This is a genomic window from Sphingopyxis flava, assembly GCF_900168005.1.
Lineage (GTDB): Bacteria > Pseudomonadota > Alphaproteobacteria > Sphingomonadales > Sphingomonadaceae > Sphingopyxis > Sphingopyxis flava.
The window spans coordinates 44,257-64,657 of sequence record NZ_FUYP01000007.1 but is presented as its reverse complement, the minus strand read 5'-3'; the positions used below and the strand labels follow the sequence as shown (position 1 = coordinate 64,657).

25 protein-coding genes are annotated in these 20,401 nt (G+C 60.1%); all 25 read right to left on the bottom strand.

All coding sequences use genetic code 11. The annotated features are described in order from the left end of the window. Window positions 1-9 precede the first annotated feature (9 nt). The gene (locus B5X69_RS07445; RefSeq protein ID WP_079638087.1) at window positions 10-414 is read right to left on the bottom strand and encodes a hypothetical protein; all 405 of its coding nucleotides are present in this window, start codon (window positions 412-414) and stop codon (window positions 10-12) included. A gap of 3 nt (window positions 415-417) precedes the next feature. Further along, window positions 418-1,371 carry a major capsid protein gene (locus tag B5X69_RS07440; RefSeq protein WP_139375707.1) on the bottom strand — a complete coding sequence of 318 codons (954 nt, stop codon included), beginning with the start codon at window positions 1,369-1,371 and terminating at the stop codon, window positions 418-420. Between the two features lie 222 nt (window positions 1,372-1,593). Then, a complete protein-coding gene (locus B5X69_RS07435; RefSeq protein ID WP_079638085.1) occupies window positions 1,594-2,481 on the bottom strand; it encodes a hypothetical protein in 888 nt (295 codons plus the stop codon). A gap of 12 nt (window positions 2,482-2,493) precedes the next feature. Continuing rightward, window positions 2,494-2,784, bottom strand: coding sequence for a hypothetical protein (locus tag B5X69_RS07430; protein WP_079638084.1), 291 nt, complete (start codon window positions 2,782-2,784; stop codon window positions 2,494-2,496). Further along, entirely contained in the window at window positions 2,784-4,346 is a 1,563-nt protein-coding gene (locus tag B5X69_RS07425) for a portal protein (protein ID WP_079638083.1), read from the bottom strand. Before B5X69_RS07425 ends, B5X69_RS07430 begins: the two co-directional genes overlap by 1 nt. A 413-nt stretch (window positions 4,347-4,759) precedes the next feature. Continuing rightward, the gene (locus tag B5X69_RS07420) at window positions 4,760-6,352 is read right to left on the bottom strand and encodes a phage tail fiber domain-containing protein (protein WP_079638082.1); all 1,593 of its coding nucleotides are present in this window, start codon (window positions 6,350-6,352) and stop codon (window positions 4,760-4,762) included. Between the two features lie 230 nt (window positions 6,353-6,582). Beyond that, window positions 6,583-7,365, bottom strand: a complete 783-nt coding sequence (locus B5X69_RS07415) for a hypothetical protein (RefSeq protein WP_079638081.1) — start codon at window positions 7,363-7,365, stop codon at window positions 6,583-6,585. 205 nt (window positions 7,366-7,570) lie between these two features. Further along, window positions 7,571-7,735 carry a hypothetical protein gene (locus tag B5X69_RS21375; RefSeq protein WP_176141539.1) on the bottom strand — a complete coding sequence of 55 codons (165 nt, stop codon included), beginning with the start codon at window positions 7,733-7,735 and terminating at the stop codon, window positions 7,571-7,573. Window positions 7,736-7,742: 7 nt separating this feature from the next. Next, window positions 7,743-8,162, bottom strand: a complete 420-nt coding sequence (locus B5X69_RS20915; RefSeq protein WP_139375706.1) for a hypothetical protein — start codon at window positions 8,160-8,162, stop codon at window positions 7,743-7,745. Further along, window positions 8,162-8,434, bottom strand: coding sequence for a hypothetical protein (locus B5X69_RS20910; protein ID WP_139375705.1), 273 nt, complete (start codon window positions 8,432-8,434; stop codon window positions 8,162-8,164). Before B5X69_RS20910 ends, B5X69_RS20915 begins: the two co-directional genes overlap by 1 nt. Further along, window positions 8,431-8,871: a hypothetical protein gene (locus B5X69_RS20905; protein ID WP_139375704.1), complete on the bottom strand. Its 441-nt coding sequence runs from the start codon at window positions 8,869-8,871 to the stop codon at window positions 8,431-8,433. Before B5X69_RS20905 ends, B5X69_RS20910 begins: the two co-directional genes overlap by 4 nt. A 43-nt stretch (window positions 8,872-8,914) precedes the next feature. Then, window positions 8,915-10,957 carry a DNA polymerase gene (locus B5X69_RS07395; protein ID WP_079638077.1) on the bottom strand — a complete coding sequence of 681 codons (2,043 nt, stop codon included), beginning with the start codon at window positions 10,955-10,957 and terminating at the stop codon, window positions 8,915-8,917. A 113-nt stretch (window positions 10,958-11,070) separates the two neighbouring features. Further along, the gene (locus tag B5X69_RS07390) at window positions 11,071-11,376 is read right to left on the bottom strand and encodes a hypothetical protein (RefSeq protein ID WP_079638076.1); all 306 of its coding nucleotides are present in this window, start codon (window positions 11,374-11,376) and stop codon (window positions 11,071-11,073) included. Next, a complete protein-coding gene (locus B5X69_RS07385) occupies window positions 11,373-11,669 on the bottom strand; it encodes a hypothetical protein (protein WP_139375703.1) in 297 nt (98 codons plus the stop codon). The genes B5X69_RS07390 and B5X69_RS07385 overlap by 4 nt, the downstream gene beginning before the upstream one ends. Further along, window positions 11,666-12,163 (bottom strand): dATP/dGTP diphosphohydrolase domain-containing protein, encoded by a 498-nt coding sequence (locus B5X69_RS07380; protein ID WP_139375702.1) that lies wholly within the window; start codon window positions 12,161-12,163, stop codon window positions 11,666-11,668. The genes B5X69_RS07385 and B5X69_RS07380 overlap by 4 nt, the downstream gene beginning before the upstream one ends. Before the next feature lie 253 nt (window positions 12,164-12,416). Beyond that, window positions 12,417-13,928, bottom strand: a complete 1,512-nt coding sequence (locus tag B5X69_RS07375) for a toprim domain-containing protein (RefSeq protein ID WP_342745790.1) — start codon at window positions 13,926-13,928, stop codon at window positions 12,417-12,419. A gap of 151 nt (window positions 13,929-14,079) precedes the next feature. Continuing rightward, entirely contained in the window at window positions 14,080-14,337 is a 258-nt protein-coding gene (locus tag B5X69_RS07370) for a hypothetical protein (protein WP_079638072.1), read from the bottom strand. A 106-nt stretch (window positions 14,338-14,443) separates the two neighbouring features. Continuing rightward, window positions 14,444-14,743, bottom strand: a complete 300-nt coding sequence (locus tag B5X69_RS07365) for a hypothetical protein (RefSeq protein WP_079638071.1) — start codon at window positions 14,741-14,743, stop codon at window positions 14,444-14,446. Between the two features lie 121 nt (window positions 14,744-14,864). Further along, window positions 14,865-15,002, bottom strand: a complete 138-nt coding sequence (locus B5X69_RS21370; RefSeq protein WP_176141537.1) for a hypothetical protein — start codon at window positions 15,000-15,002, stop codon at window positions 14,865-14,867. Further along, a complete protein-coding gene (locus tag B5X69_RS07360) occupies window positions 14,999-15,406 on the bottom strand; it encodes an N-acetylmuramoyl-L-alanine amidase (RefSeq protein ID WP_079638070.1) in 408 nt (135 codons plus the stop codon). The genes B5X69_RS21370 and B5X69_RS07360 overlap by 4 nt, the downstream gene beginning before the upstream one ends. Further along, the gene (locus B5X69_RS22420) at window positions 15,403-15,813 is read right to left on the bottom strand and encodes a RusA family crossover junction endodeoxyribonuclease (RefSeq protein WP_176141536.1); all 411 of its coding nucleotides are present in this window, start codon (window positions 15,811-15,813) and stop codon (window positions 15,403-15,405) included. Before B5X69_RS22420 ends, B5X69_RS07360 begins: the two co-directional genes overlap by 4 nt. Before the next feature lie 27 nt (window positions 15,814-15,840). Further along, window positions 15,841-16,521 carry a hypothetical protein gene (locus B5X69_RS07350; RefSeq protein ID WP_139375701.1) on the bottom strand — a complete coding sequence of 227 codons (681 nt, stop codon included), beginning with the start codon at window positions 16,519-16,521 and terminating at the stop codon, window positions 15,841-15,843. 5 nt (window positions 16,522-16,526) lie between these two features. After that, window positions 16,527-16,868: a Lar family restriction alleviation protein gene (locus B5X69_RS22415; RefSeq protein ID WP_425441510.1), complete on the bottom strand. Its 342-nt coding sequence runs from the start codon at window positions 16,866-16,868 to the stop codon at window positions 16,527-16,529. A 186-nt stretch (window positions 16,869-17,054) separates the two neighbouring features. Further along, a complete protein-coding gene (locus tag B5X69_RS07345; RefSeq protein ID WP_079638067.1) occupies window positions 17,055-17,351 on the bottom strand; it encodes a hypothetical protein in 297 nt (98 codons plus the stop codon). 93 nt (window positions 17,352-17,444) lie between these two features. Next, complete coding sequence (locus B5X69_RS07340) at window positions 17,445-19,934, bottom strand: DNA-directed RNA polymerase (protein WP_079638066.1); 2,490 nt, start codon at window positions 19,932-19,934, stop codon at window positions 17,445-17,447. Window positions 19,935-20,401: the final 467 nt, after the last annotated feature.

The following is a 20,401-nucleotide window of genomic DNA, read 5'->3' as shown; positions in this document are numbered from 1 at the left end:
TGGGTGCTTTTAGGCGATCAGAAGATCGACCGATGCCGTGGCGGCAGCAGCAATGTCTGCACCAGCCACAACCAGCTCGACGATATCGCCGCCCTGGATTTCAAACGGTACGCTCGCCTGAGCGACGCCCGTAACTTTCGACGCACCGCCCGCAGTCGTAGCTGCGGTGATCGCCGTGCTGGACCCGCCACGATTAACGCGAAGCTGAACAGTGCAGCTCGCACCTAGCGTGGCCGAGACCCTGAGTTGCGCGTCAACGATCTTCCCACGCGCAGTCGTCGGAAATCCGAAGATTTCAATCGTGTCACCGCTATCGGCGGCATCGCTCGCAAGGCTCACGACCTTGGAGATGCGCGCCGCGGCGCTCGACAGGATGGGAAGGCTGTCGTCGCGGAGAGTGGTCACATTAGCCATGACTTACGCGATCTTCAGCTCAACAGCGGCCTTGGAGCGCAGAGCGCGGGTGCCGACCATGCGGCGTCCAATAAGAAGGACACCCTGCTTCTCGGGCTGGTCAACCATCTGGAAGCCAAGGTCCTGCACCACAACCGAGGCGGCTGCATAGGGGGTAAAGACAATACCGCGCGAGTTGGCGGCATTGATGCGGTAATAGCTCGGGATTTTCGTATCCGACGAGCTGTTGACGCCAAACACACCGTTGGCGACGTTCGACTTGGTGATCTGAACATCGTCAATAGTCGTCAAGACGTGACGGCGAATATCCGACTGGCCGCCGTTATAGTCGCGGTTCAGGTTCCGATCCGAGCGAGCCATGATGTACCACTGGGCCGTGGGGAGAACCCCATAGACCGGCTGGCTGTCCACAGGGACACGCTTGGTGTCCATGAGCTCCTTGGCTTCGCTGATGCCATCGAACAGCGCCGTAGCGCTCGATGCAAAGTTAGCGTCAGTGAGCGAGCCGCCGCCCTGGTCACCCGTAAAGAGCGCACCCGCGCGCGAAGCGACCAGAATGGCGCGCATCACGTTGCGGTCATAGTGCTCTGCGAGCTCGCGACCGATGGCTTCGGTATACGGAGAACGAACATCAACATCGAACAGCGCTTCATCGACGTCAGCCACGAAGACCGCGCTGATGAGCTTGTCGTCAGGAGTGACGGTGATATCCTGCGACGGGATCGACCCACCGAGGATTTCAACGCCAGGGGTGTGATATTCGGCGGTGGCGTTCCAGAATGCCGGGAACTTCACCGACTTGGCGCCCTTGAGCGACTGGGTCTTGTGCTTATCGTGCATCACGACCGCTGCGTTGTACGCGGTGAGAACTTCACCACCGCGGACGTCGAGCATCAGCTCAAGCGCGTCCGATCCGCCCTCACGAAGACCGGGGCGGGAAGGGTTGCTATTAGCCATTTTTCCTTATCATTATTGGAGGTTGGGTTTCTTGTGTCCCTTTCCTCAGGTCCACCGCTGGCGTTGGGATTGTCGGCCTCAGCCGGTCCCGGTACGGGGATTGTCTTTGGTATTCGGGTAGTGTGGGGCGCCGTAGTGACCAGCGGGCGCCCCTGTGCGCTGTCAGACCTCGCGATGGTCTGAACCCGTAGTGTGCCGTATCTGACGGCCTCGGGTGTTCTATTAGCCTAGAAGTTTGGCAGCCCCGGAGCGCGGAGTTACGTGCTTCAGGGTGCCAGCCTTCTTGGACCGTTGGAGCTTCTCGACGGCTTTACGGCGCGCGAGAGCATCATTCTTTGCATCAGCCGCCGCCAAGTCCTTGGTGAACTCTTCGGCATCATAGTAGAGGTCGCCCGTAGGCGCCCCACCTTGCTGGCGCGTCAGCTTGCCCTCACCGGGCGAAACTGCGCGGTAGTCACTCATCAGAGCGTTGACCATCACCGGCATAAGATCGGGGTCATCCAGCGCCGCGTCGAACTTGGTGACCTTCGCGTCAGTCCAATTCTCACGTGCCCATTCAACCGCGGCCTTGTAATCTTCCTCCCCGCCAGCGGCCTCATAGACCTTGGCAGTGAGAGATGCGGAGAGAGCCTTAACGCCCTCCAAGTAGGTGTCCAGGAGCTCTTCAGGAATGCCGCCCGCTATAATCTTCTCGCGGGTCTCTTCCGAGAGGTCACCCGAGGTGGCCCACTCTTCCTGCGCGGACGTGAGGAGACCAGGGTCGAGCGCAGCGGGCTCTTCGCCCTCGCCTTCACCCTTCTTGCCCTTATCCTTCTCCGCTTTCTCCTTGGCGGCGGCCTCTTCGGCTGCCTTCTTGGACTTCTTTTCGAGCTCCAGATAGCTCTTGAGGATAGCGTCTGCGCGCATCTCGCCCTTCTCAGCATCCCAGAATTTCTCAGGGACGTCCGCAGGGCGCTCAGGAACTCCCTTCTGGGAGTCGTCTGGGTCCTCTACGGAAGCGTTAGGGTCGAGCTCGCCACGGCCAATAGCCGCAAGGCGCGCAACTTCATCGCTAAGGCCTTCACCCGCTGCGGGCTTCTGGCCTTCCTCATTGTTCAATTCGTCTGCCAATTGGCGGCTCCCTTACAGATAGGTCTCAATGACACGCCCGTTACGTTCGGTGCGTTCGACCTTGGGCTTGCGGTCGTAGGGCGAGCTTTCGCTTTCCGGGAAGGGTTCCTCGGTGTGATCCTCTACGACACGTCCTGTGCTCTCTGGGGCGGCCTCAGGTGCCTCTGCGGCGTCTTCCTGGGTATCCTCTGCGGGAGCCTCGGGGCTGGCCTCAGGGGCAACCTCAGGGGCTACCTCGGAGGCAGCCTCTGTGGGAGCCTCAGGCGCCTCTGCGGGCGCCGTCTGGCTGGGTTTCTTGCTCATTAGGTTCCTTCTTGATTAGCCGCCGATGCCGCGTCGATTACACCTTTGGCAATCTGAGGGGCGGCACTGATACCGGCCTGTGTCAAGGCGCCCGCCTGGGCGTCCTCAGCCACATCTTCAGCAGCTTTGATGAGCTTGCTTACGTCAACCACACCACGGCCTACACCGAGGCGTAATGCGACAGCCTGGCCATCCAGGTTCTGACTGATCCATGCCTCGCCTAGCGCATCCCTGACGTCCATTAGCCAGCCCTTGAGGGCCGCACTCTCGTGGTTCTGTCCGAGGGCGTTGAAGCCCGTCACGATGACCACTGAGACGCTTTCTGGGAGCTTAGGTGCCTTCTTCTGTTTCGACAGGATATAGAGAAGGCGGCTCGCGTAAGGCCGCTGAACCTCAGCAGAGAGGACCGTGTAGGTCCCGCCGAGGCTGTCTTCCAGCTCCTGCGCGATGGCTCGGATTTCCTCTGCCGTCACACGCTCCGCATCGCGGATGGCGTTAGAGGCAATCAGGAATGCTTGGCTGAGCCTGCGCTCGATGCTCTGTGCCTGGTTCCAGACGATCTGGAAGTCCTGGTTCTTGTCGAGCTGAAGCGTCTGGACACGATCAATCATGCCTGTCAGGAAATCGCCGCTCTCAGCGCGCGTCACCTCTTCAACGTCGATGCCCGCGTTGGGGTCCACGAAGCGGAGGATGCGGGCAGCCTCAATGGCGAACTTCAGGATGGAGCTGTGGGCGTCTTCCAGGCTTAGGAAGTCGCCAGCGTACTCGGTCACATAGGCACGACCGTAATCTGACCCAGGGACAGCCTGCCACCGAAGGGCCTGCCATCCGCCGCTCTTGCGCTCCACCGAGCCGCGGCTTTCGGGGACCTCAATCCCATTGATCTCCTCATAGTGTTCCATACGGTCACCGTTGAGGTAGATATGGGTGTATAGGTCTACAGGATCGTTCTGGTCCGGCTTGCTGGGATCGTACTTGACGTTGCAGGCCGCGCGGACCTCTTCACTGAGCTCGCTGGGGTAGATTTTGTCATTGATGACCGCCTCCTGGAGGAGACCATCACGACCGCGAACCACCACAAACTGGTCAATGCGCCACATGCGCATCTGCGTCCCATCATCGGGTTGATACACAAGGGCGTTCCCTGCCACAACAAGGTGACGGAGGGTTTCCATCCAGATTGTGCGCGAGGCGCTATCCTCGGCAAGCACCATGGCTCGCCGTGAGATATCCGCCAGCTTCTCCTGGGCCTCTCCATAAGCCGCCCCCATCTCCTCGGCCACGTCAGGGCCAATATCGAGACGGAAGAATGGTCGCTCAGGGGGGAACAGTGCCAGCAGCAGTTTAGCTGAGAGGTTGTTGACGAAACGCGCGCCATTGGCGGTGTACGGCTGCTCTGAAACTTGGTGGGGGTCTGTAGCCCCCTCCGCGGGGACGAGCCCCGGAATGGTGAGACGTGCAGCTTCGCGAGCCTGCGTAAGAACATTCTCACGCGCCCTCTTTAGCTGCTCATATCGGGTTTTCGCCTCACCTGACCTCAGCCCGTCAGCCTTCTGGGCCACTCGCTATCCGCAATGCCGTGGAGGCGGTGGGCGGGGCACGGTCAATCCTGAGATTGTTCCGCCCGATCCTTAGTGCTTGCGTCGAAGGGTCGATACCGTCGAGCAACGTGTTACGCAGGATCGGAAGAGGCTTGTCTTTCCCAGGAGTGGTGGACTCCTTGATTTTTGGCGTCTTAACGATGCACACGCCCTGCACCTCGTTTCTGTTTTAATGGTTCGGGAACGCCGCCCTCCTGCAAAGCCCGCAACTGCCGCACCACAGAGCGACGGCCTGCGCCGTACATGACGGCTTCATGGCTGTCCCCAGGGAGGGGCGCCGGCTCCGGTATGAGCTCATCGAGAAAGTCAATGAGCTCTGGCGTTGTTAGCGGTAACTTTGTCACTAGACTTTCTCAGGGGGTTTGAATTGGCGATCATGTTGCTGCGATCAGTCCGTGCGCGCGCATTGCTGCGAGTATCTCGTTGATCTTAGTCTGCTCGTCGCCTCCAGCACTGTCCGCAATGGCGGCCTGCTGCGCCCCCAGTACCTTCGTGCCGCCGACATAGTAAGCATCTGCATAGACGCGCAGCCAGTTTGCCGCTGACGTCCCGAGGTAGTAGCTGTTGTTGGCGTCGGGGACAGCGCGGCCTCGCATAGTGATCGGCTGGTTCGTCGCAGGCGCGAGGTCGATCCCGCCCGCCGTTGCCTGAAAGCGCATTCCGCTGGTCTGGCCAGCCGGACTAACGAAGTCGGTGCGCGTCCCGCTTACCGCGTCCTGGATTGTCAGCACCTGACCTGATGCCGAGGTCAGCGATAGGAGGAACTGCTGCTCGTTGCTGGCGGTCAACTGGAAAGCGTAGCTCGCTCCGTTAGCCTTTGCTGTCGTCATCTTGGCCGGATCGGTAGACCAGCCGAAGCCGCCAGTCTGATCAACGTAGAATGCCAAAACTTCCGATTTCGTCTTACCGGTCAGCGTCGTGCTTGCGACCGTCTGTGTGGCGGCGGAATTTCCCCGAACCGCAACAGTGTAGGTACCAGTCCCTCCGGTGCCGGTGCCAAGCGCGGCAATCGTCGTCCCTTCTTCAACCCCGGAGCCCTCAACGAAACTACCAACCGCGAGCGCGCCTGAGGCCACGTCCGTGACCGTGAGGACATTGCCACTGATCGAGCCGGTGACTTCGGCGGTCTGGGTGAACCGGTCGTAGGAGCAGCGCAGGAAGCCTGCCTCGCTGATATAGGTCCCTGGCTTGTCGGGGCGGCGAATATGATTATTCGCGCGCCGAAGCCCCAGCACATAGCCACCCGTACCGATGCTGCCGCCGACTTTATCGAGCTGCCACGTCCGACTAGCGTCGGTGTAGTCGTGGATTGTACCGGCTACGGGCGATGTTCCTCCTTGGCCTGCGCGGAAATCCATATCAAAACCGGAGACGTTCGAACTCGTCGGCGCCTGATAGTGCAGACTATCGGGGAGACCGGATAATGCGTCCTGAACTGTGCCGCCGCCTTCAACGCCGACCAACGCAGCACCCTTATCACTGTCGGTGGAAGCGAGGTCAGGCCGAAGCAAATCGGCTGTATTCGTACCTTCGGCAGCCACGGGAGCGCCATCAATTGGACTAAAGCCTAGAAACTTACCGCTCCGCGATGCTTGGTCTGGGAGGGTGGCTGCGGTCTCACCTGCGGGCATCAATAGTGCCCGAGCACTGAGCGCCGAAGTCTCGCTGCCAAGCTCTTCCGCTCTGTCACGGACCTGGCCGACAGCTTCATCAAGGTCGGAGGCGCGGATGATTGCGCCATCTTCAAAATCCACCACAGGAGTGGCGACGTTAGTCTCACGGTAGACCCGGACTTCAGCCCCCGAGCTCGGCGCGACGTCAAGCTCAACGCGACTGGGGTTGACGAAAGTGTAAGCTGTCGCCACACCGTCAACGCTAACCTTTACAGTTTCACTATCTCTGTAGCTGAAAGTAATATCAAATTGCTTGGTCGCGCCATCCCCAGTGTACTGGGCAATTGTGCTCATTAAGTATCCTCAACGCATCATAATTGACCGATTAACCCGCCATGAGTGTCATTCATGTCCGTCACATCGGTCGGGAAGGTGTCTGTAACCCGCGTCCTTGGATTTAATTTCACCCACAGGCTGGGAACGAAAAAAGGCCCCCTGCGGCAGACGGCAGGAGGCCTCGGAGTTTTCTTGTTATACCGTTTGTAGAACGGGGAGCTTCTGGGTCTCCGAGTAGGGAGACTAAATTAACAAACCTCTGGAATATAAGGCGGAAGCCAGAGGATCGGGCGGGTTCCGTCATAGTCCTGATGCTGTAGGATGCGGGCCAGGCGGGCCTGCCGCACGGCGTCCTCTTCGGTCAGCCCTACAGACGAGAAAGCGCCTAGGACCTCATCCCAGGCCTCCTCTTCACTCTCGGCCTCAAGCACGTCCTGGGCCCAGGGGGACAGCTTGCCGACACCTCGGGCGCCAGGATAGCCGTCAGTCTGGTCCCCCACGATGGCCTGCCAGAAATGGAAGCGGATAGCCTCAAGGGGGGTTATGGTCAGGATAGGGGGTTTCCGGCGCAGGTCTGTGTCCAGTTGCGGGCGATACAGGAGACCGGGGATGGTCATCATGTCCTTGTCGGCTGACACAATGATGCGCTCATCGGATCGCGAAGGGTCCGTAGCGATGATCCCCATGACGTCATCGGCTTCCAGTGCGGGCCGATAAGCGCTCTCGTAGGTTCCCTTAAGCCACTCCTTGAGCGGGTAGAGCTCCTCAGGCCTCTCGCCCACCCGGTTTCCCTTATAGGTCGGGTCAATCCGATCCTTGCGGAATGAGTTGAAGTCGTCCGAGAAACACAAGGTCACGTCATCCGGGTCCAACCTGGAGATGATCTTCTGGATTTCCCAGTCGGCTGCGGTCTTGGCTTCCTCAAAGTCATGCCAGACGGCGACCGTATCGCCAAAGTCGTAGGCCTTTTGTGTGGCCGCTGAGGCAACGTAGGCGATTAGGTCGGCGTCGATTAGGAGGGTGAGGCTCAAGAGTTGATAAACTCTTCTAAGGTCATGGTCTTCGGGGCCCTGCCTGTGCGTGAACCACCATCAGGAATGCGTGATACAACATCGGGAAGATTATACCCGTCAAGCATTGCGCGGCGGGCGAAGGCCTGCGCTTCGTGCTTTACCGTGAACCCGTAGTGGTCCCCGTATCCATCAGGGCCAAGTAGATAGATATATGATGCTCGGCTCATCCAAATATCCTCTTAAAGAGACCACGCTTCTCCAGCTTCTTCTTGGCCTCGTTGGCCCACCGGTCACACGTCTTGCCAATCCCGACGATGGCCACCTTGTCAGCGTTGGCGATATCTAGCTGGCCGCCCTCAGTGTTCCCGTAGGTAACCCAGGCGCCCACTGAGGGCTCACTGGGTAACGGCGCGTGAGGTGTCGGCTCCTGGAGCCCGCTCGCTTCCACCATCTCGGTGAAGCAGGACGGCGCATGTAGGCTCGTCACGACCGTGGTGCAGGCAGAGAGCGCGAATACCGGCAGCGTGAACAGCAGGATCAATTTCCTGCGCAGCTCCCGGAGCGGATTGAATGTCACGATTGGTAACCTCGGTTCTACTTTGGATGGTCTCTACGGTGGCGTTATGGTCCACTATGATGCGGACGGTATCCTTGGCCGCCTCGGTTTGGGCCTCGGCCACTGTACGGTCCGCGCGGTTAATCGCTGCGTCCTTCAGGGCCGCCTCTGGGCGGATGAAGAAGAACCACAACAGGGCCAAAGCCCCGATCACGAAAAGGGAAATCCCGGCCACCTTGCGGTAGGGGAGGTCAGGCATCACGATTTCCTAACCGGAGCACCATTTTGCTCCATACACGCGACACCCATGGCTGTTATTTTCCTGACGGTGTTTAGCGCCGCCAGCGTTGCCGCAGGGTCTGGGCCGCGTGAAACTTGGTCAAACGCCTCCCGAAGATAACTGTCCATGTAGACAAGCCACTCGGTGACTGTATGCAGCCCGCCACTAATCGTGGTCTCTGGTGTCCATAAGGCGTCCTGATAGGCGCGCTCCGTATCGAGGGCTGCGTAGACTTCAGCTCGCGTTGTCATGTAATCTCCTTAGCGCCGGTCACGCGGACCCCGCGGCGCAGCGTTGCGTAGAAGCTGGCGATATCGCGCAGCTCCTTGATTGAGGCGTCGGCCTTCAGCCGGTTCGCCCGCCCTGAAATGACGATCACGTTTCCCTTCACGTACCCCAGGTTGGGGTTGATCTTGTCGAGTGAGGGCGAGTTATCCCCGCCCCCTTTCGAGCCCGTCATGCGAAAGACCGGGATACCGAGCACTGGGCAGTGGCTCGGGATCACAATGTCATCCATGGTTATGGTGAAGGGGATGCCGGCCTTTCGGGCTCGGCGCTTGGCGTTCCAGAAAAGGTCAGCTCTGGGGTCTTTCTCGTAGACCTTGCGTGGCTTTTGGGGAGTCGCGCGTTTTACTGAAGCTCTCGTTTTTTGCTTAACACTGGGCTCCAGGCGTAGGCGTGATTTCACTCGACGCATTCGTCAGCCGCCACTTCTATGTTGTATCATAAGGTCAATGCGTAAGAGCCCAGTTGTCCCCGATATCTTGGCTACCCGCGAGCGGGCAGCGGAGGTTGAAGGCTTCGCCGGCTTGCCTGATGGCATCGGCGGCAATCGCCCCGATCTCTTTCGCAATATGCTCCTCTGCTTCAATCTGGAACTCGTCATGGACGTTGAGCACGAATGCGTAGTCGCGCCCGAACTCCCAACCCTTGGCCGTGAAGGCCTCGTAAGCCAGGACCAGCGCCTTCTTCATCACAATGGCGCCACCTCCCTGGAGGAGTGTGTTGAGCGCCGAGTGCTGTCCGCGAACGTGCAGCTTGCGCCCGTCCAGACCGCGAAGCGATCCAGACCGCGCCTTCTCCTGGATTTTGGCCTGAAGGGCTCCGAGGGCTGGGAAGCCGACTTCGATCTTCTTCCTGCCCGCCGCGCCCAAGCGCGTGAGGGCGTCATTCCTCGGCTTGCCGGGAGGGTACTTGGCGTTGAACGCTTCGCGCTGCTCTTCAGTCATGTCGTCATACTGGATAGCACCCAGCTTCCAGTTGCCGGCGCCGTAGAGGTAGGCATAGCGCCAGCGCTTGCCGCTATCGCGGAGGTTCAGCCCAATGAGCCGCGTCGTGATCGAGTGGTTATCGGTCCCCTTCTTCTTGTCACCATTTAGAAGGGTATCGGTGTACGCCCCGCCATCATACCGACCCATGTGGTGGGCGAGCATCCGGTCCTCTAAGCCCTCGGCGTCTACGCCAACAAGTTTTCGGCCCTTGGGGACGGTCACTAGCGACCGCAGCTCGACACCGAAGCCGCCTGCCACCCCGAGGAGAGGCTTACCGTCTTCCCCTGGTTTCACCTTGGGGAAGTTTACGTTGGGGTCATAGTGCGTCATGCGGCCCGTCACCGCCCCGTTGGAGTTGACCTTCGGGTGCATCCGCCCGTCTTTGCCAACGAACTTCAGGATCGACTTGTCCCCGGTAGCCAGCGTCCCCAGGCTTTTGGCTATCACTAGATAGTCCAGCAGGAGCCGCTTCTGTGGGAAGTCGAGGCCGTCTAGGGTGGTTTCGTCCACCTTCGGCTTGCCCGATGGCGTGAACTCCTGGGGTTGCCAACTGTAGAGCTTCTTCAGCCTGTCAGCGATGTGGTCGCGGGACGACGCCTTGAACTCCACCAGCTTCACCGGGCAGTAGCTTGCGCCCGCGTCTACAGGGAACTTCACGATCTCGTCGTCGGACGTTACGCCCTTGATCCAGGAGCGACGAGAGGGCTGACGGACAGCCACCCGCCCCTTCTCGACGACCGGCGCATACCATGGCAGAAAAGCCGCACGAAGCTGCTCGTCCAGCGAGGCTAGCGCCGCGGTCATCTCTCCGGCCAGCCGCTCCGCGGCAGGCACGTCGATGAGGACCCCATAGGCCCTCTGCATGTCGATGATCTTGGCTACCTGGGTCTCTAGCTCCAGGCTCTCCTCAGAGTAGCCGGTGTCTTCGATCTTCTCAAAGAGCTTGACCGTGACCTCGCAGTCCTGTTCGCAATAATCATCCATCTCGGGGTTGAAGGTGCCCCAGACGTAGGCCAGAAGGTCATCGCCGGTCAGGCCTAACGCCTTCCCGCGCTCTTCCATCATCGGGCCATAGTCACCCTTATAGGCCATCAAACGATAACCCCAGGCTTCCAGCGAGTGTCGCCCTATCAGGTGACGCTTCTCAAACTCAGGCGGGCGCTTGCGGCGCCGTATAGCCTTGAAGTCGATATCCTTGAGGTCCGTCCAGATAACGCGCGAGTAGACTAAGCTGTCCTTCACGCGGCCCTTAGGGGCGAACCAAGGGAAAATCTTCTGGATGGCTGGAATATCATGGGCGATGATGTTGTGACCGCCGATCTCCTCGGCTTCCATAAGGAGCCTTGCGCCTTCCTCAAGGGAACCGTCAGGGGGACGTGCGGCTAGTTCAGGGTGGTCATTGAAGCGGAGCCGTGCTCCGGTGGTTCGGTCGATAATGTTCAAGCAATGGAGCTTAGACATGTCCTCCACGAACCCATCACCTTCGGTGTCGAAGACTAGCATCCGACCTCCAATCTGTAGGAATGTGGGCAGAGGGGCCCCGGCTCGACGCGGCGAAAGGTTAATTCCGCGGAGCTTTCCCCCTCTAGTTCATCCAAATATGGCGGGGACAGGGATCAACTAATGAGGCTGTTGATCTTATCGCGAACGCGCTGGGCTCGTTCGAGCTCACTGACGCGCCGGTCACGGTCCTGATACAGTCCGAAGCGGCGCTCTTCTTCACGCTCTGCGGCGGCGCGCGCTCGGGCCTTTGAGGCCTCAAGATCAATGTCGATGCGGTCGAGCTTATGCTCGTGCAGCGCAATCAGCTTATCCAGCCGCGCTTGGATGGCCTCAAACTGCTTGACGATCTTCGCGACCGAGGGGCGGATGAAGCCGAGGACGGCGGCGATGATGCGGGAAATGATACCCCGAATGTTCATTCAGTCTTTTCCTTGTTGAAGAAGCGGCGCGGGCCGCCATCGGCAAAGAGCCATTTGTGGAGGTGCATCGCGGAGATGGCGCCCAAAGCGCTGGCCGTGCCAACAGATAGGACCACGCCTATCTGCCACCCTGCGGCGGCCACCTTGGTGATCGTGAAGACCTCTACGGAGGCCATCATGATGCTGATGGGCATCACTGCGATGTAGTTATCGAAGGCGACATTCCGTTGCTGGAAGGCCTTCAGGAACACGAAGACGAAGCTCGCCCCCGCGAGAGCGAGGTAGAGCATCACGCTTCATCAGGCTCCGGGGCGCGCGATGCACGAGACAGGGGCCGGCCTTCGTCCCGCTCGATCTCCTCTTGGAGGAGCGCCAGGATGCGCCAGGCAGCACGAGCCGTGTGGCGGACGCCGCGGGCGTCACGCTTGCCGTGGTCAACCAGATGGCGGACGGCCTTGTTGGCGTGGTCAGTAGACTTGCCTCGCGCCCAGTGCATGGGCTGGCCAGGATTGTGCTGCTGGTTTCCAATCATGGACACCATGGCGACCTCTGCGAGGGCGTTGGGGAAGTAGGCCAGTAGCCCGTCGAACATCGGGTAAGCTAGGCGGTCACCGTCATCCTCAGGAAGCGATGAGCGGTTATCTGCCTCAATATCATCCATGATCACAACGCTCGCGCGCCGCCCGCTGATTGAGCCGTCCAGACCCACTGTGCCTTTCGGAGAAGCGGGCAGCGGCTCGCCCCAGTCAGTAATTGACGGGTCAATTTGTTCGCGAAGCGCGTCCACACCCACTGTGCCTTTCGGAGGGGCGGGCTGGTAACGATAGACGGCGCGCGAGTTCCAATAAGGTTCCCAACTAATGCGTACCCAGTCCCTGGTGAGCCGGTTTTTACGAACATCGACCATACTGCCGGGAACGTAATCCGCAGGCGGTTCTCCGTCTCGGCGTGGTCTGTATTCCGCCCACGCGGCACCACAGGTGCACTCCCAGGGGTATTGGTCCAGATGCCAGTCGCAGTCATCAGCGTGGTCCGCGGCTTTAGAAATCCTCGTCTTCGGTTGACCCTCCAGCGGATTGGTCGGTGAACCCAAATCTATTCTCCTCTAGCTCGACCTCTCGCAACAGACCGGTGTCTCGGTCGTAGGCCAGCCCGAAGGTCACGCCAGTGGCGTCACCGGTCTCGCGCTCCTTCAGGATGCGGAAGATCGTGGGGCTGTCGGGGTCCTGTTTATCGCGCTCCAGCGCGTAAAGATTGTGGGCCCAGCGAGCGATTGCCCGTGACCCGGTGAAGTGCTTTTCCAACACACGCCCGCCTTCCTCGTGGGCGGTGCCCTTCGGAGTGGTAAGGTGTGAGATGAAATGCAGCGTGAAGTCGTACTGCTCCACCATCGACGCGAGGTCCGACATGATGGCGTCGAGCGCCTTGCGGTCGTCCTCTTCGTGCGCGATGAGTGCGGTCAGGTGGTCCAGGAAGATATCCTTGATGCCCAAGCCCAACACCATGTAGCGGATGCGCTCTTTGACGCTGGCCCAGTCCTTCGCCCCAAAGTGATTGTAGGGAAAGAAGAGCCCGTCCATCTCGTCGATAGCGTGACGGAGGGCGGCCTCATCAAACTCCACGCCAGGGACGTGGACGCGAACGCCAATCCTCATGCCCGCCAGGGTCCGCAAAGTTTTGACCGGGTTTTCCTCCAGGAGGATCGCCCCAACCTTGCGCGGCCCTGTAAGGGTCACCGGCAGGTCATCATGCGGCTCGATCATGTCGGGGAACATCGTGGTAAGCATGAGCTGCTTGAACAGCGTCGTCTTACCGGTCCCGACCCCCGCGCCGTAGCCGATGAGCTCCCCGCGACGTATCCCATAAGTCGCCTTAGTGAGCGACGGGAAGGGAAACGGCAGGCCATATGACGGAGGAAGGATCGCCTTCTCACGCAGCGCGGCCACGTCGAGGATACCGTCAGGGCGGTACTCTCGGGCATTCCACGCAGCGTTGACGATCTCCTTCGCGCGGCCCGCCTGGAGCATATCACTGGCGTCCTTGAGGGGAAGCGAAGCGATATAGGCCTTGCCGGGGGTGATGATCGCAGCAGCCTCTACAGCCGCCTCCTGGCCATCGTCGTCCATGTCAAACATGAACACGACCCGCTCAAAGCTCTCCAACCAGTCAGCCGCCTTGGCGACCGCCTTGGCAGCGCTATGGGCGCCGTCAGGGATGGATACGGCAGGCCAGGTGTTCCCCATGGCTTGCGCCGCACTCATCGCGTCCAGCTCGCCTTCGGTGACCACGATCATCCGGCCACCGGCTTTCCACTTAGACTGGCCGAAGAGTGGCAGCGCCGACTTCTTTTTGCCACGCCAGTGCATCTTGCTCTTGTCGCGAGGGCGAACCTTCTGCGCCACCACCCGCCCCGAGGCGTCGTGGTAGGGGGCAATTTGCACTGTCTCGCCGTTGTGTGTCCCGACCCGATAGTCGTATTGCTCGACGGTCTTTAGGGTCAGGCCGCGAGCGCGGAGAGGCGCGTGGTCTCCTCGGAGTAGATCGCTGGGCAAAGGCGCTGACGCCTCGCGCTGCTGGTCATCTGCGGGCTGATACGCGGTCTCTTCAGGGCAGGCGAAACAAAAACTATGGCCATCGTCATAATGGGCTCTGGCGTCAGAGCTTCCACAGAAATCGCACGGCCCCTTGTGGAGCAACGCGCTATCAGTTTCGTGTTTCAGCTAGTGTATCCTCCAGGGATTTCTCCAAGGCGGCTATGATGGCTCCGATGACCGTGCCGGCGATGGTGTTAGGAACGCCGACCGGCTCCGGGTTTCCTGGGAAGTTCAGTAGGAGCGGGCGAGAGGCCTCAGCCTCTTTGCGGAGGGTCTCAAGCTCGGCAACGCGGACAATCAGGTCCGCCGCGCGGCCCGCATTGATTAACTTTGCGAGCCGCTCAGGGTTATACAATTCCAAAACCAAGCCTCACCGCGTCCCTTCCCAGGCGGCAATCACCTTGGTGGGGGCGGGCGGACTGTTGATACCCAGCCGCTCCATGAGCCCCTCAAAGGCCAGCCCGAGGGCGGTCTTATAGCGCAGCGGCCTCAGCCGCTTCGGATCGGGCTTGAATGATTTGGTTCGCGGTCCTTTGCGTCCCCTGCGGGACGAGGTGATATTCGCCATAGCGATTTCCTTGCGTATCTTGTTTGTGGATGGTCACGATCTCCATGCCTTCCGGCAGGAGGTGCGCCTTCTCGTTGCGTAGGCGGTAAATCGCGTCACCAAGACGGAAGCGTCCGTACTCGATCAGCGCCGAACCTTCGGAGATATGACCACGGACGGCCAGGTGAGACGCGACGATCTCAACCCATGTGGATCGACGACGCATCACCAGAGCCTCAGGTTTCTAGCTGTACGCCAAAGCATGAAGCCGAGGACGCCGAGTGTCACCACGACGCCGCCAAGGAAGGCGGCTGCGTACTCTAAGAGAGTGCTCATAGCTGCTCCAGTTACAGACCACTCGTGTCTGCGATCTCGTCGAGGATTTTCTCGACTAAACGCAGTCCACCCCACACCGCGACGGGCCACACCGCGACGGGGATCAGAACCGCCAAAGCGGCGAGAAGAAGGACGATTGGGTCGTTCACAGTTGGGTCCTCACGTCAAACGAGGGGCAGTCCTTGCGAACGCCGGGGAAGTCCCGGTGTCCGAGAACGCGCGCCTCAGGGAAGCGACGGCGCATCTCTGCTACGATTGTCCGCAGTGCGGTCTTCTGCTCGGGGGTCCGGGTGTCCTTGGCCTTCTTGCCGTCCTTGGCCAGCCCGCCGATGTAGACGATGCCGACCGAGTTGGCGTTATGGCCCGCGACGTGCGCTCCCGCCTTCTCCAGCGGTCGTCCCGGCTCAATCGTACCGTCCCGTTTGACCACATAGTGGTAGCCGATCCCGGCCCACCCTCTCTCCTTGTGCCAGCGGTCGATACTCGCCGCGCCGAAATCCTTGCCTTCGGGGGTGGCTGAACAGTGGATCACAATATCGGTGATCTTCCTCATAGGAATGTAATCCTTATATGATACCCTTCGGGTTCGTCGGGCTGAGCCCAACGCTTCACTGTGCGGTTCTCGACGATCTGATCGTCGTCAGCCCACCAGTGTCCCGAAGCGGTGATGGCGTCCCAGACACCTTTTTCGTAGTTGTCGGCGTCCCCGCGAGGGCGGGTGCGCTTCGATGTGCGTGGCTTGGTGACCACGACCTCCATCTCAAAGCGGACATTCTGCTCGCGGTAGGGCGAAAAGTCCTCGTACTGTGCGAGCTTATTGAGCGCCTCGACGACCCCCGCGCGCCACTCCTTATAGGCCGGGTCGGTGTAAACCGATGGGTAACGGCCCCGGCAAGTGCAGCGGGACCGTTGGGTGGCTTTAGGAGTGACTGGGAGGAAGAAGCTGTGGGTTACTTCCACGTCAGACAGGTGACGTCCGCGATTTCCTTAGAAATCGTCGGGACCTTCATCAGCGTCACCGCCCTGGTTCTGGAAGCCGTAGGCGTTGCCTTCCTGGTCCTCGACCACATCAGCATCCTCGACGGCAGAGAAGCCATAATCCGAAGCCGACCGCTCACCGAAGGAGACGGCCTTGAGAACCTGGACCGCTTCAAGCTCGAAACGTGCACCGATAGTCTTCCCGCCATCGGTCTCATAATCCATGGGGCGTACGCTCAGGATCAGCTCTGATCCACTGCCGATGGGCGGCGGGTTCTTCAACGGGCGACCCTGCGAGTTGAAAAGGTGGGGACGCTTGGTGAAGGTCGAGCCGTCCTTCTTCTTACCGCCCGCCGAAGCGGCAGCGCGGAGTACCAGGAAGCCGGTCTCTTCGCCGTCCTCTTGATTGATCTCGGGCTTGATGACGTCAGCTTTGGTAAGCTGCTTCAGCAGCGCACCCTTCTTCTGGCGGGTCAGCTCCTCGACCTTGGCGTCATAGGCTTCATCACGGATAGCCTCGGCGGCTTCAATGAGCTCCGCGAGCCCAGGTGCTCCCGGCTCCAGCCGGATGCGAGCATGGTATTCGCCAAATTCTTTCTTGTACTTGAAGTCCGGCTCATTGAGCGCCGGCCAGATGGCAACGCCGCGGGGCGTGTGCATCAGGGGGTAATCGTTACGGGCACGTAGCATTTAGATTAGGTGCTCCTTGTGTTAGGAATTTTGTTAAGGGGAATGCGGGTATTCCAGGCTTGGACCGCCTTCTCCAAAGAGTTGACGGCAACATGTTTGCGCACATTCCAGTCGTACTCTTCATCATCGAACGCGACCCATGGACGCACGTGGCAGTGCTCATCTGTGCACCGCACCCCCGTCTTGGAGGCGTAATAGCCGTAGGAGCCGGCAACGCTGTAAACCTCCGCTTCGCCGCCACAGAACGGGCATGGCTCTAGCTGAACCAAGGGTCCTTTACGCTGCCAGGCGGATCGTTGTGGCGGTTTGGGTGGCGGGGCGGGCTGGCCGACCGTCAGCTCCCGCATGTCGGTGGCGTAAGGCCCGTCCAGGCTGAGCGCGGATCGACGACGAAACTCCTTAAGCGCCGCTCTCAAGGTCGTCCTCTAGGTACTCCAAGAGATACCCCTCGGCATCCAGGAGGGCCAAAGTGTCCACCGACACCTCACCATAACGCTGACGCTCGACCCGCGCGCGGCGTAGAAGGCGCTCAATCACTTCAGCTCTCCCTTCGCGTAATCAGCGAGGGCCAGGAAGGACGTCTCGGTTGCTTCAAGATCGACCAGTTGCCGCTTGGCTCTGGTCACTAGGTCGTGGGCGTCGAGTCCCACCGAGGTTGCGAGAACCACCGCGGCAGCCATAGCGGCTTCGATCTGCTTGGCCGCTGGGTATCGCTGGAGGCGATCCAGAATGGCCACCGCGGGTTCTCGGATATCACCTACGACCGCCGAGGCGGCCAGGGCGAAACGAATGGAGGCCGGCTTGGCCTCCCACGAGGGGTGTATTGTCATAAACTCTCTTCACAGGCGGGCCCAGAAAATGGTTCAGGTCTCCGAGTAGTGAGCCCTAATTAACTCAGAAGGATTGTCCTCTTATGATGACTATTATGCAAACAGATATGACGAGTGGCGGACCTCATTCAGGTCCAGGTCTCCTTTCTGTGGCGGCGGCGGAACCTCTCTGGCCCATGCTGGGGGCAGTTGCGCCACTACCTCATTGTAGAAATCCATCAGTATGTCATCCTCATATTGTGCAACAAACGTGTCACGCAGCAGCCGGACGAGTTTGTCCGTGTCAGCTACATGTGTGCCGAAGCTGTCATGAATGACGGCCAAGCTGTCGATCCCCGCCCGCTTTGCAGCGCGCGCGACGGCGCGCAAATGCGCAGCGTCGAGTGAGTGCACGAAGTTTGGGGCGATCCCGTTAGTCTGCCCTCGGGTGTCCAGTGCGGACCCCAGGACGGCCAACGTAACTTGAAGGCGGCGGCCCTGCCAGTGCACCTTAATCCGCTTGCCATAGACATTGCGGTACGACTGGCGGACTAGGAGCCCGTCAGGTGCGGTCCATTGGATGGCCTGGCCGGCGTCAGACGCCACCTTGGCCACCTCTCGGAGCCAGTCCATGGCGCCTTGGGCAGCAGAAACCACGTTACCGATAGCGCCATAGAGCACATGGCTCAGATAGCGCGCGGCCTCATAGTTGTCTGCCCCCTCCAGGTGCGGCTGTTCACCTCGCGCGGCGTTAGCAGCATCGATCTCTTGGAGAGTCTGCCACACCATGTCCTGCATCCCAAAGCGGGTCGCGCTGTACACGTAGGTCATGGTCGGGCGCTTGGAGACCTTTCGGGTCACCTTGCCGTTCTTCCACGGCGCGGCGTCGGGATCATCATCCGCGTCCACCACGGCCTGCGCTCTCTCGGCCACCACGGAGTAGACGTCCTGGGGTTCCCCTGAGGGTACCAGATTGACAGCAGCGGCGCCTTCAGGGTCCCGCAATAGAGCACTGAAGTGTTGCAGGCCGGAGTTGCTACCGTCGAGCGGGATCGGCAGGTGCGAGATGAAGTCCTCACCCTGATCCAGGAACCCGACATACTCCATGCAGGCCGCCAGGGCCATCCATGGGCTGTCTGCGGTAGTCCAGAACCGTTCACCGTCGAGCGGGTTAAGCGCGCTGTCGATGATCTGGGCAGCATGTTCCCCTACCCACTCGACGCGCTCACCGAAGGACACCTTATCCACCCCGAAGAGGTTAGCCAGATGGATAGCCAGCCAGTACCCACCAGTGGGGCCGACAGGTTTACCTACGGCGAACTTTAGGAGTGCCTTGCCGAGGTCGTCGGACTGCGGGGAGAACCCCACGGCAGGTGTCGGGTAGACGCGACCACGGAAGTCCAGGGAGTGTGGGAACCATATAGCGTCCTCGTTGGCGAACCGTTCGGCCATCCAAAGGCGTTGCTGAACACCGAAGCGCTGCGAGCGGTTGGCTGCATTCTCCTCGTAGACGCGCGCCGCATCTCTTTTCCAGATCGCCAGCGCCTCCTCATTGGTGTCAATGTCATGTGGACGAGCCGGCAGCGGTTTGTCCAGCCGAGGCGGAAGACCCGCAAGCGACCCGCCACTGTCCCACACCTCACGGACGATAGCCAGGATGGGCTTATTAATCGCCCAGGCGGTCTCTTGGATATGGTTGACCGCCTTGTACACTTCGCTGAGGTCCTGGTTCGCTAGTTGGCGTAGGTAGTCCCGAGTTGCCGCAGCGTCCCCACCAGGACCGCCATTACGGGGCGCCTTGATGAACGCAGTAGGGTTATGCCCAGGCGACGTCAGGTATCCACCTACGGTCAGGGACCGCCAGCGTTTGGGCCTGACAATCATGGGCATGTGCAGTGGCTCTAGGAGCTCGCACCGCGCGTGTTGCTTCTCCAACCACGCCTCAACCGCTTCAGTGGGCTGAATGCGATACACGCGGTCCCCTCTGTGGTCAGGAACGCGGTCGAGTGAGAAGAGACCGGTGGCGTCCACAAGTGCCTCCAACGCAAAGGCCCCAAGCTGGATTTTCTCAGCTTTGGGAATTGCTATTCGCGCCTCCTCATTGGCCAATAGCTTTCGCAGGGCCTCCTTACGCTTGGCTGAGCCGCGAGTGCGGCGGTAGTTCGCTCGGATCAGACCCACGTATCCCGCTGGGTTCTTCTCTTGGAAGAGCAACATCTCCACATGATTTATGATCGCGTCCCCGGCGAGCGCCGCCGTGGTTTGGAAGCTGTCCACTCGCGCCGCCGAATTGACTGCAACGCGGGCGGCGATGTACGCGACCTCTTCGGGCGAGGCCAGCTCCAACCATTTTACTGCCGACAGACGACGACCAGCAGCACCCTCTCGGGCAGCCTCGACCCTCTCAGCAATGAGGGCAGCGGTCGGCTCTGTGGCGAACTTAATGAGTTGCTGGCCCGGTGGGAGGTTTGCCTCCTCATCAGCGAGGCCCGTTTCGTCCTTCCACGGCATGGGTCTAGTCTGTCTGTAGCGGGCTGCGCCCAGGGTATGGGCTTCATCTTCAAGTACAAGCTGGCGTCGGATTAGCTCACGAGCGTCACTCATTCTTGTCTCCTTTCTGTGGGGTGATGGCGGCTCTGTCCAAGAGGCCCAGCCAAAGAAGCGAACCGACGAACCAGCCGGCCATCCACTCACCAATGTGCGCTCCAGTCACCACGCCTAGGATCACAAGGAAAACAGGAAGGATCAGAAGGAGCACACGCGCGAGCGCGGAAGGTATCACTGAGAGCACGATATGGGTTCCTTATGTTATCCTTATGTATCTATAGGGTAGGGCTAGCGCCCTCCCCGCGTAGTGAGCCTAAATTAACATCAGGGCGAATTTTGATGTATTGTATGTGGGCGTTTTGTCACTCTTGCTGAGGGTTGCCCACCCATCCTCAGGTCAGCCAGGTATTGCGTATGTTCAAACCCCCGCGCGCGTCCGCGCTGAGGTCCCAGAGCATACGAGTGTCCACCTGGTCTACCTCGGAAACAGTAATAAATGCGGCGCATCATATCGTGACAATGTG

Excerpts from the sequence above, each read along its gene's own strand:
- B5X69_RS07445 (WP_079638087.1), bottom strand. The coding sequence starts at position 414 with ATGGCTAATGTGACCACTCTCCGCGACGACAGCCTTCCCATCCTGTCG.
- B5X69_RS07440 (WP_139375707.1), bottom strand. The coding sequence starts at position 1,371 with ATGGCTAATAGCAACCCTTCCCGCCCCGGTCTTCGTGAGGGCGGATCG.
- B5X69_RS07430 (WP_079638084.1), bottom strand. The coding sequence starts at position 2,784 with ATGAGCAAGAAACCCAGCCAGACGGCGCCCGCAGAGGCGCCTGAGGCT.
- B5X69_RS07420 (WP_079638082.1), bottom strand. The coding sequence starts at position 6,352 with ATGAGCACAATTGCCCAGTACACTGGGGATGGCGCGACCAAGCAATTT.
- B5X69_RS20915 (WP_139375706.1), bottom strand. The coding sequence starts at position 8,162 with ATGCCTGACCTCCCCTACCGCAAGGTGGCCGGGATTTCCCTTTTCGTG.
- B5X69_RS20910 (WP_139375705.1), bottom strand. The coding sequence starts at position 8,434 with ATGACAACGCGAGCTGAAGTCTACGCAGCCCTCGATACGGAGCGCGCC.
- B5X69_RS07395 (WP_079638077.1), bottom strand. The coding sequence starts at position 10,957 with ATGCTAGTCTTCGACACCGAAGGTGATGGGTTCGTGGAGGACATGTCT.
- B5X69_RS07390 (WP_079638076.1), bottom strand. The coding sequence starts at position 11,376 with ATGAACATTCGGGGTATCATTTCCCGCATCATCGCCGCCGTCCTCGGC.
- B5X69_RS07365 (WP_079638071.1), bottom strand. The coding sequence starts at position 14,743 with ATGCGTCGTCGATCCACATGGGTTGAGATCGTCGCGTCTCACCTGGCC.
- B5X69_RS07360 (WP_079638070.1), bottom strand. The coding sequence starts at position 15,406 with ATGAGGAAGATCACCGATATTGTGATCCACTGTTCAGCCACCCCCGAA.
- B5X69_RS07350 (WP_139375701.1), bottom strand. The coding sequence starts at position 16,521 with ATGCTACGTGCCCGTAACGATTACCCCCTGATGCACACGCCCCGCGGC.
- B5X69_RS22415 (WP_425441510.1), bottom strand. The coding sequence starts at position 16,868 with ATGCGGGAGCTGACGGTCGGCCAGCCCGCCCCGCCACCCAAACCGCCA.
- B5X69_RS07345 (WP_079638067.1), bottom strand. The coding sequence starts at position 17,351 with ATGACAATACACCCCTCGTGGGAGGCCAAGCCGGCCTCCATTCGTTTC.
- B5X69_RS07340 (WP_079638066.1), bottom strand. The coding sequence starts at position 19,934 with ATGAGTGACGCTCGTGAGCTAATCCGACGCCAGCTTGTACTTGAAGAT.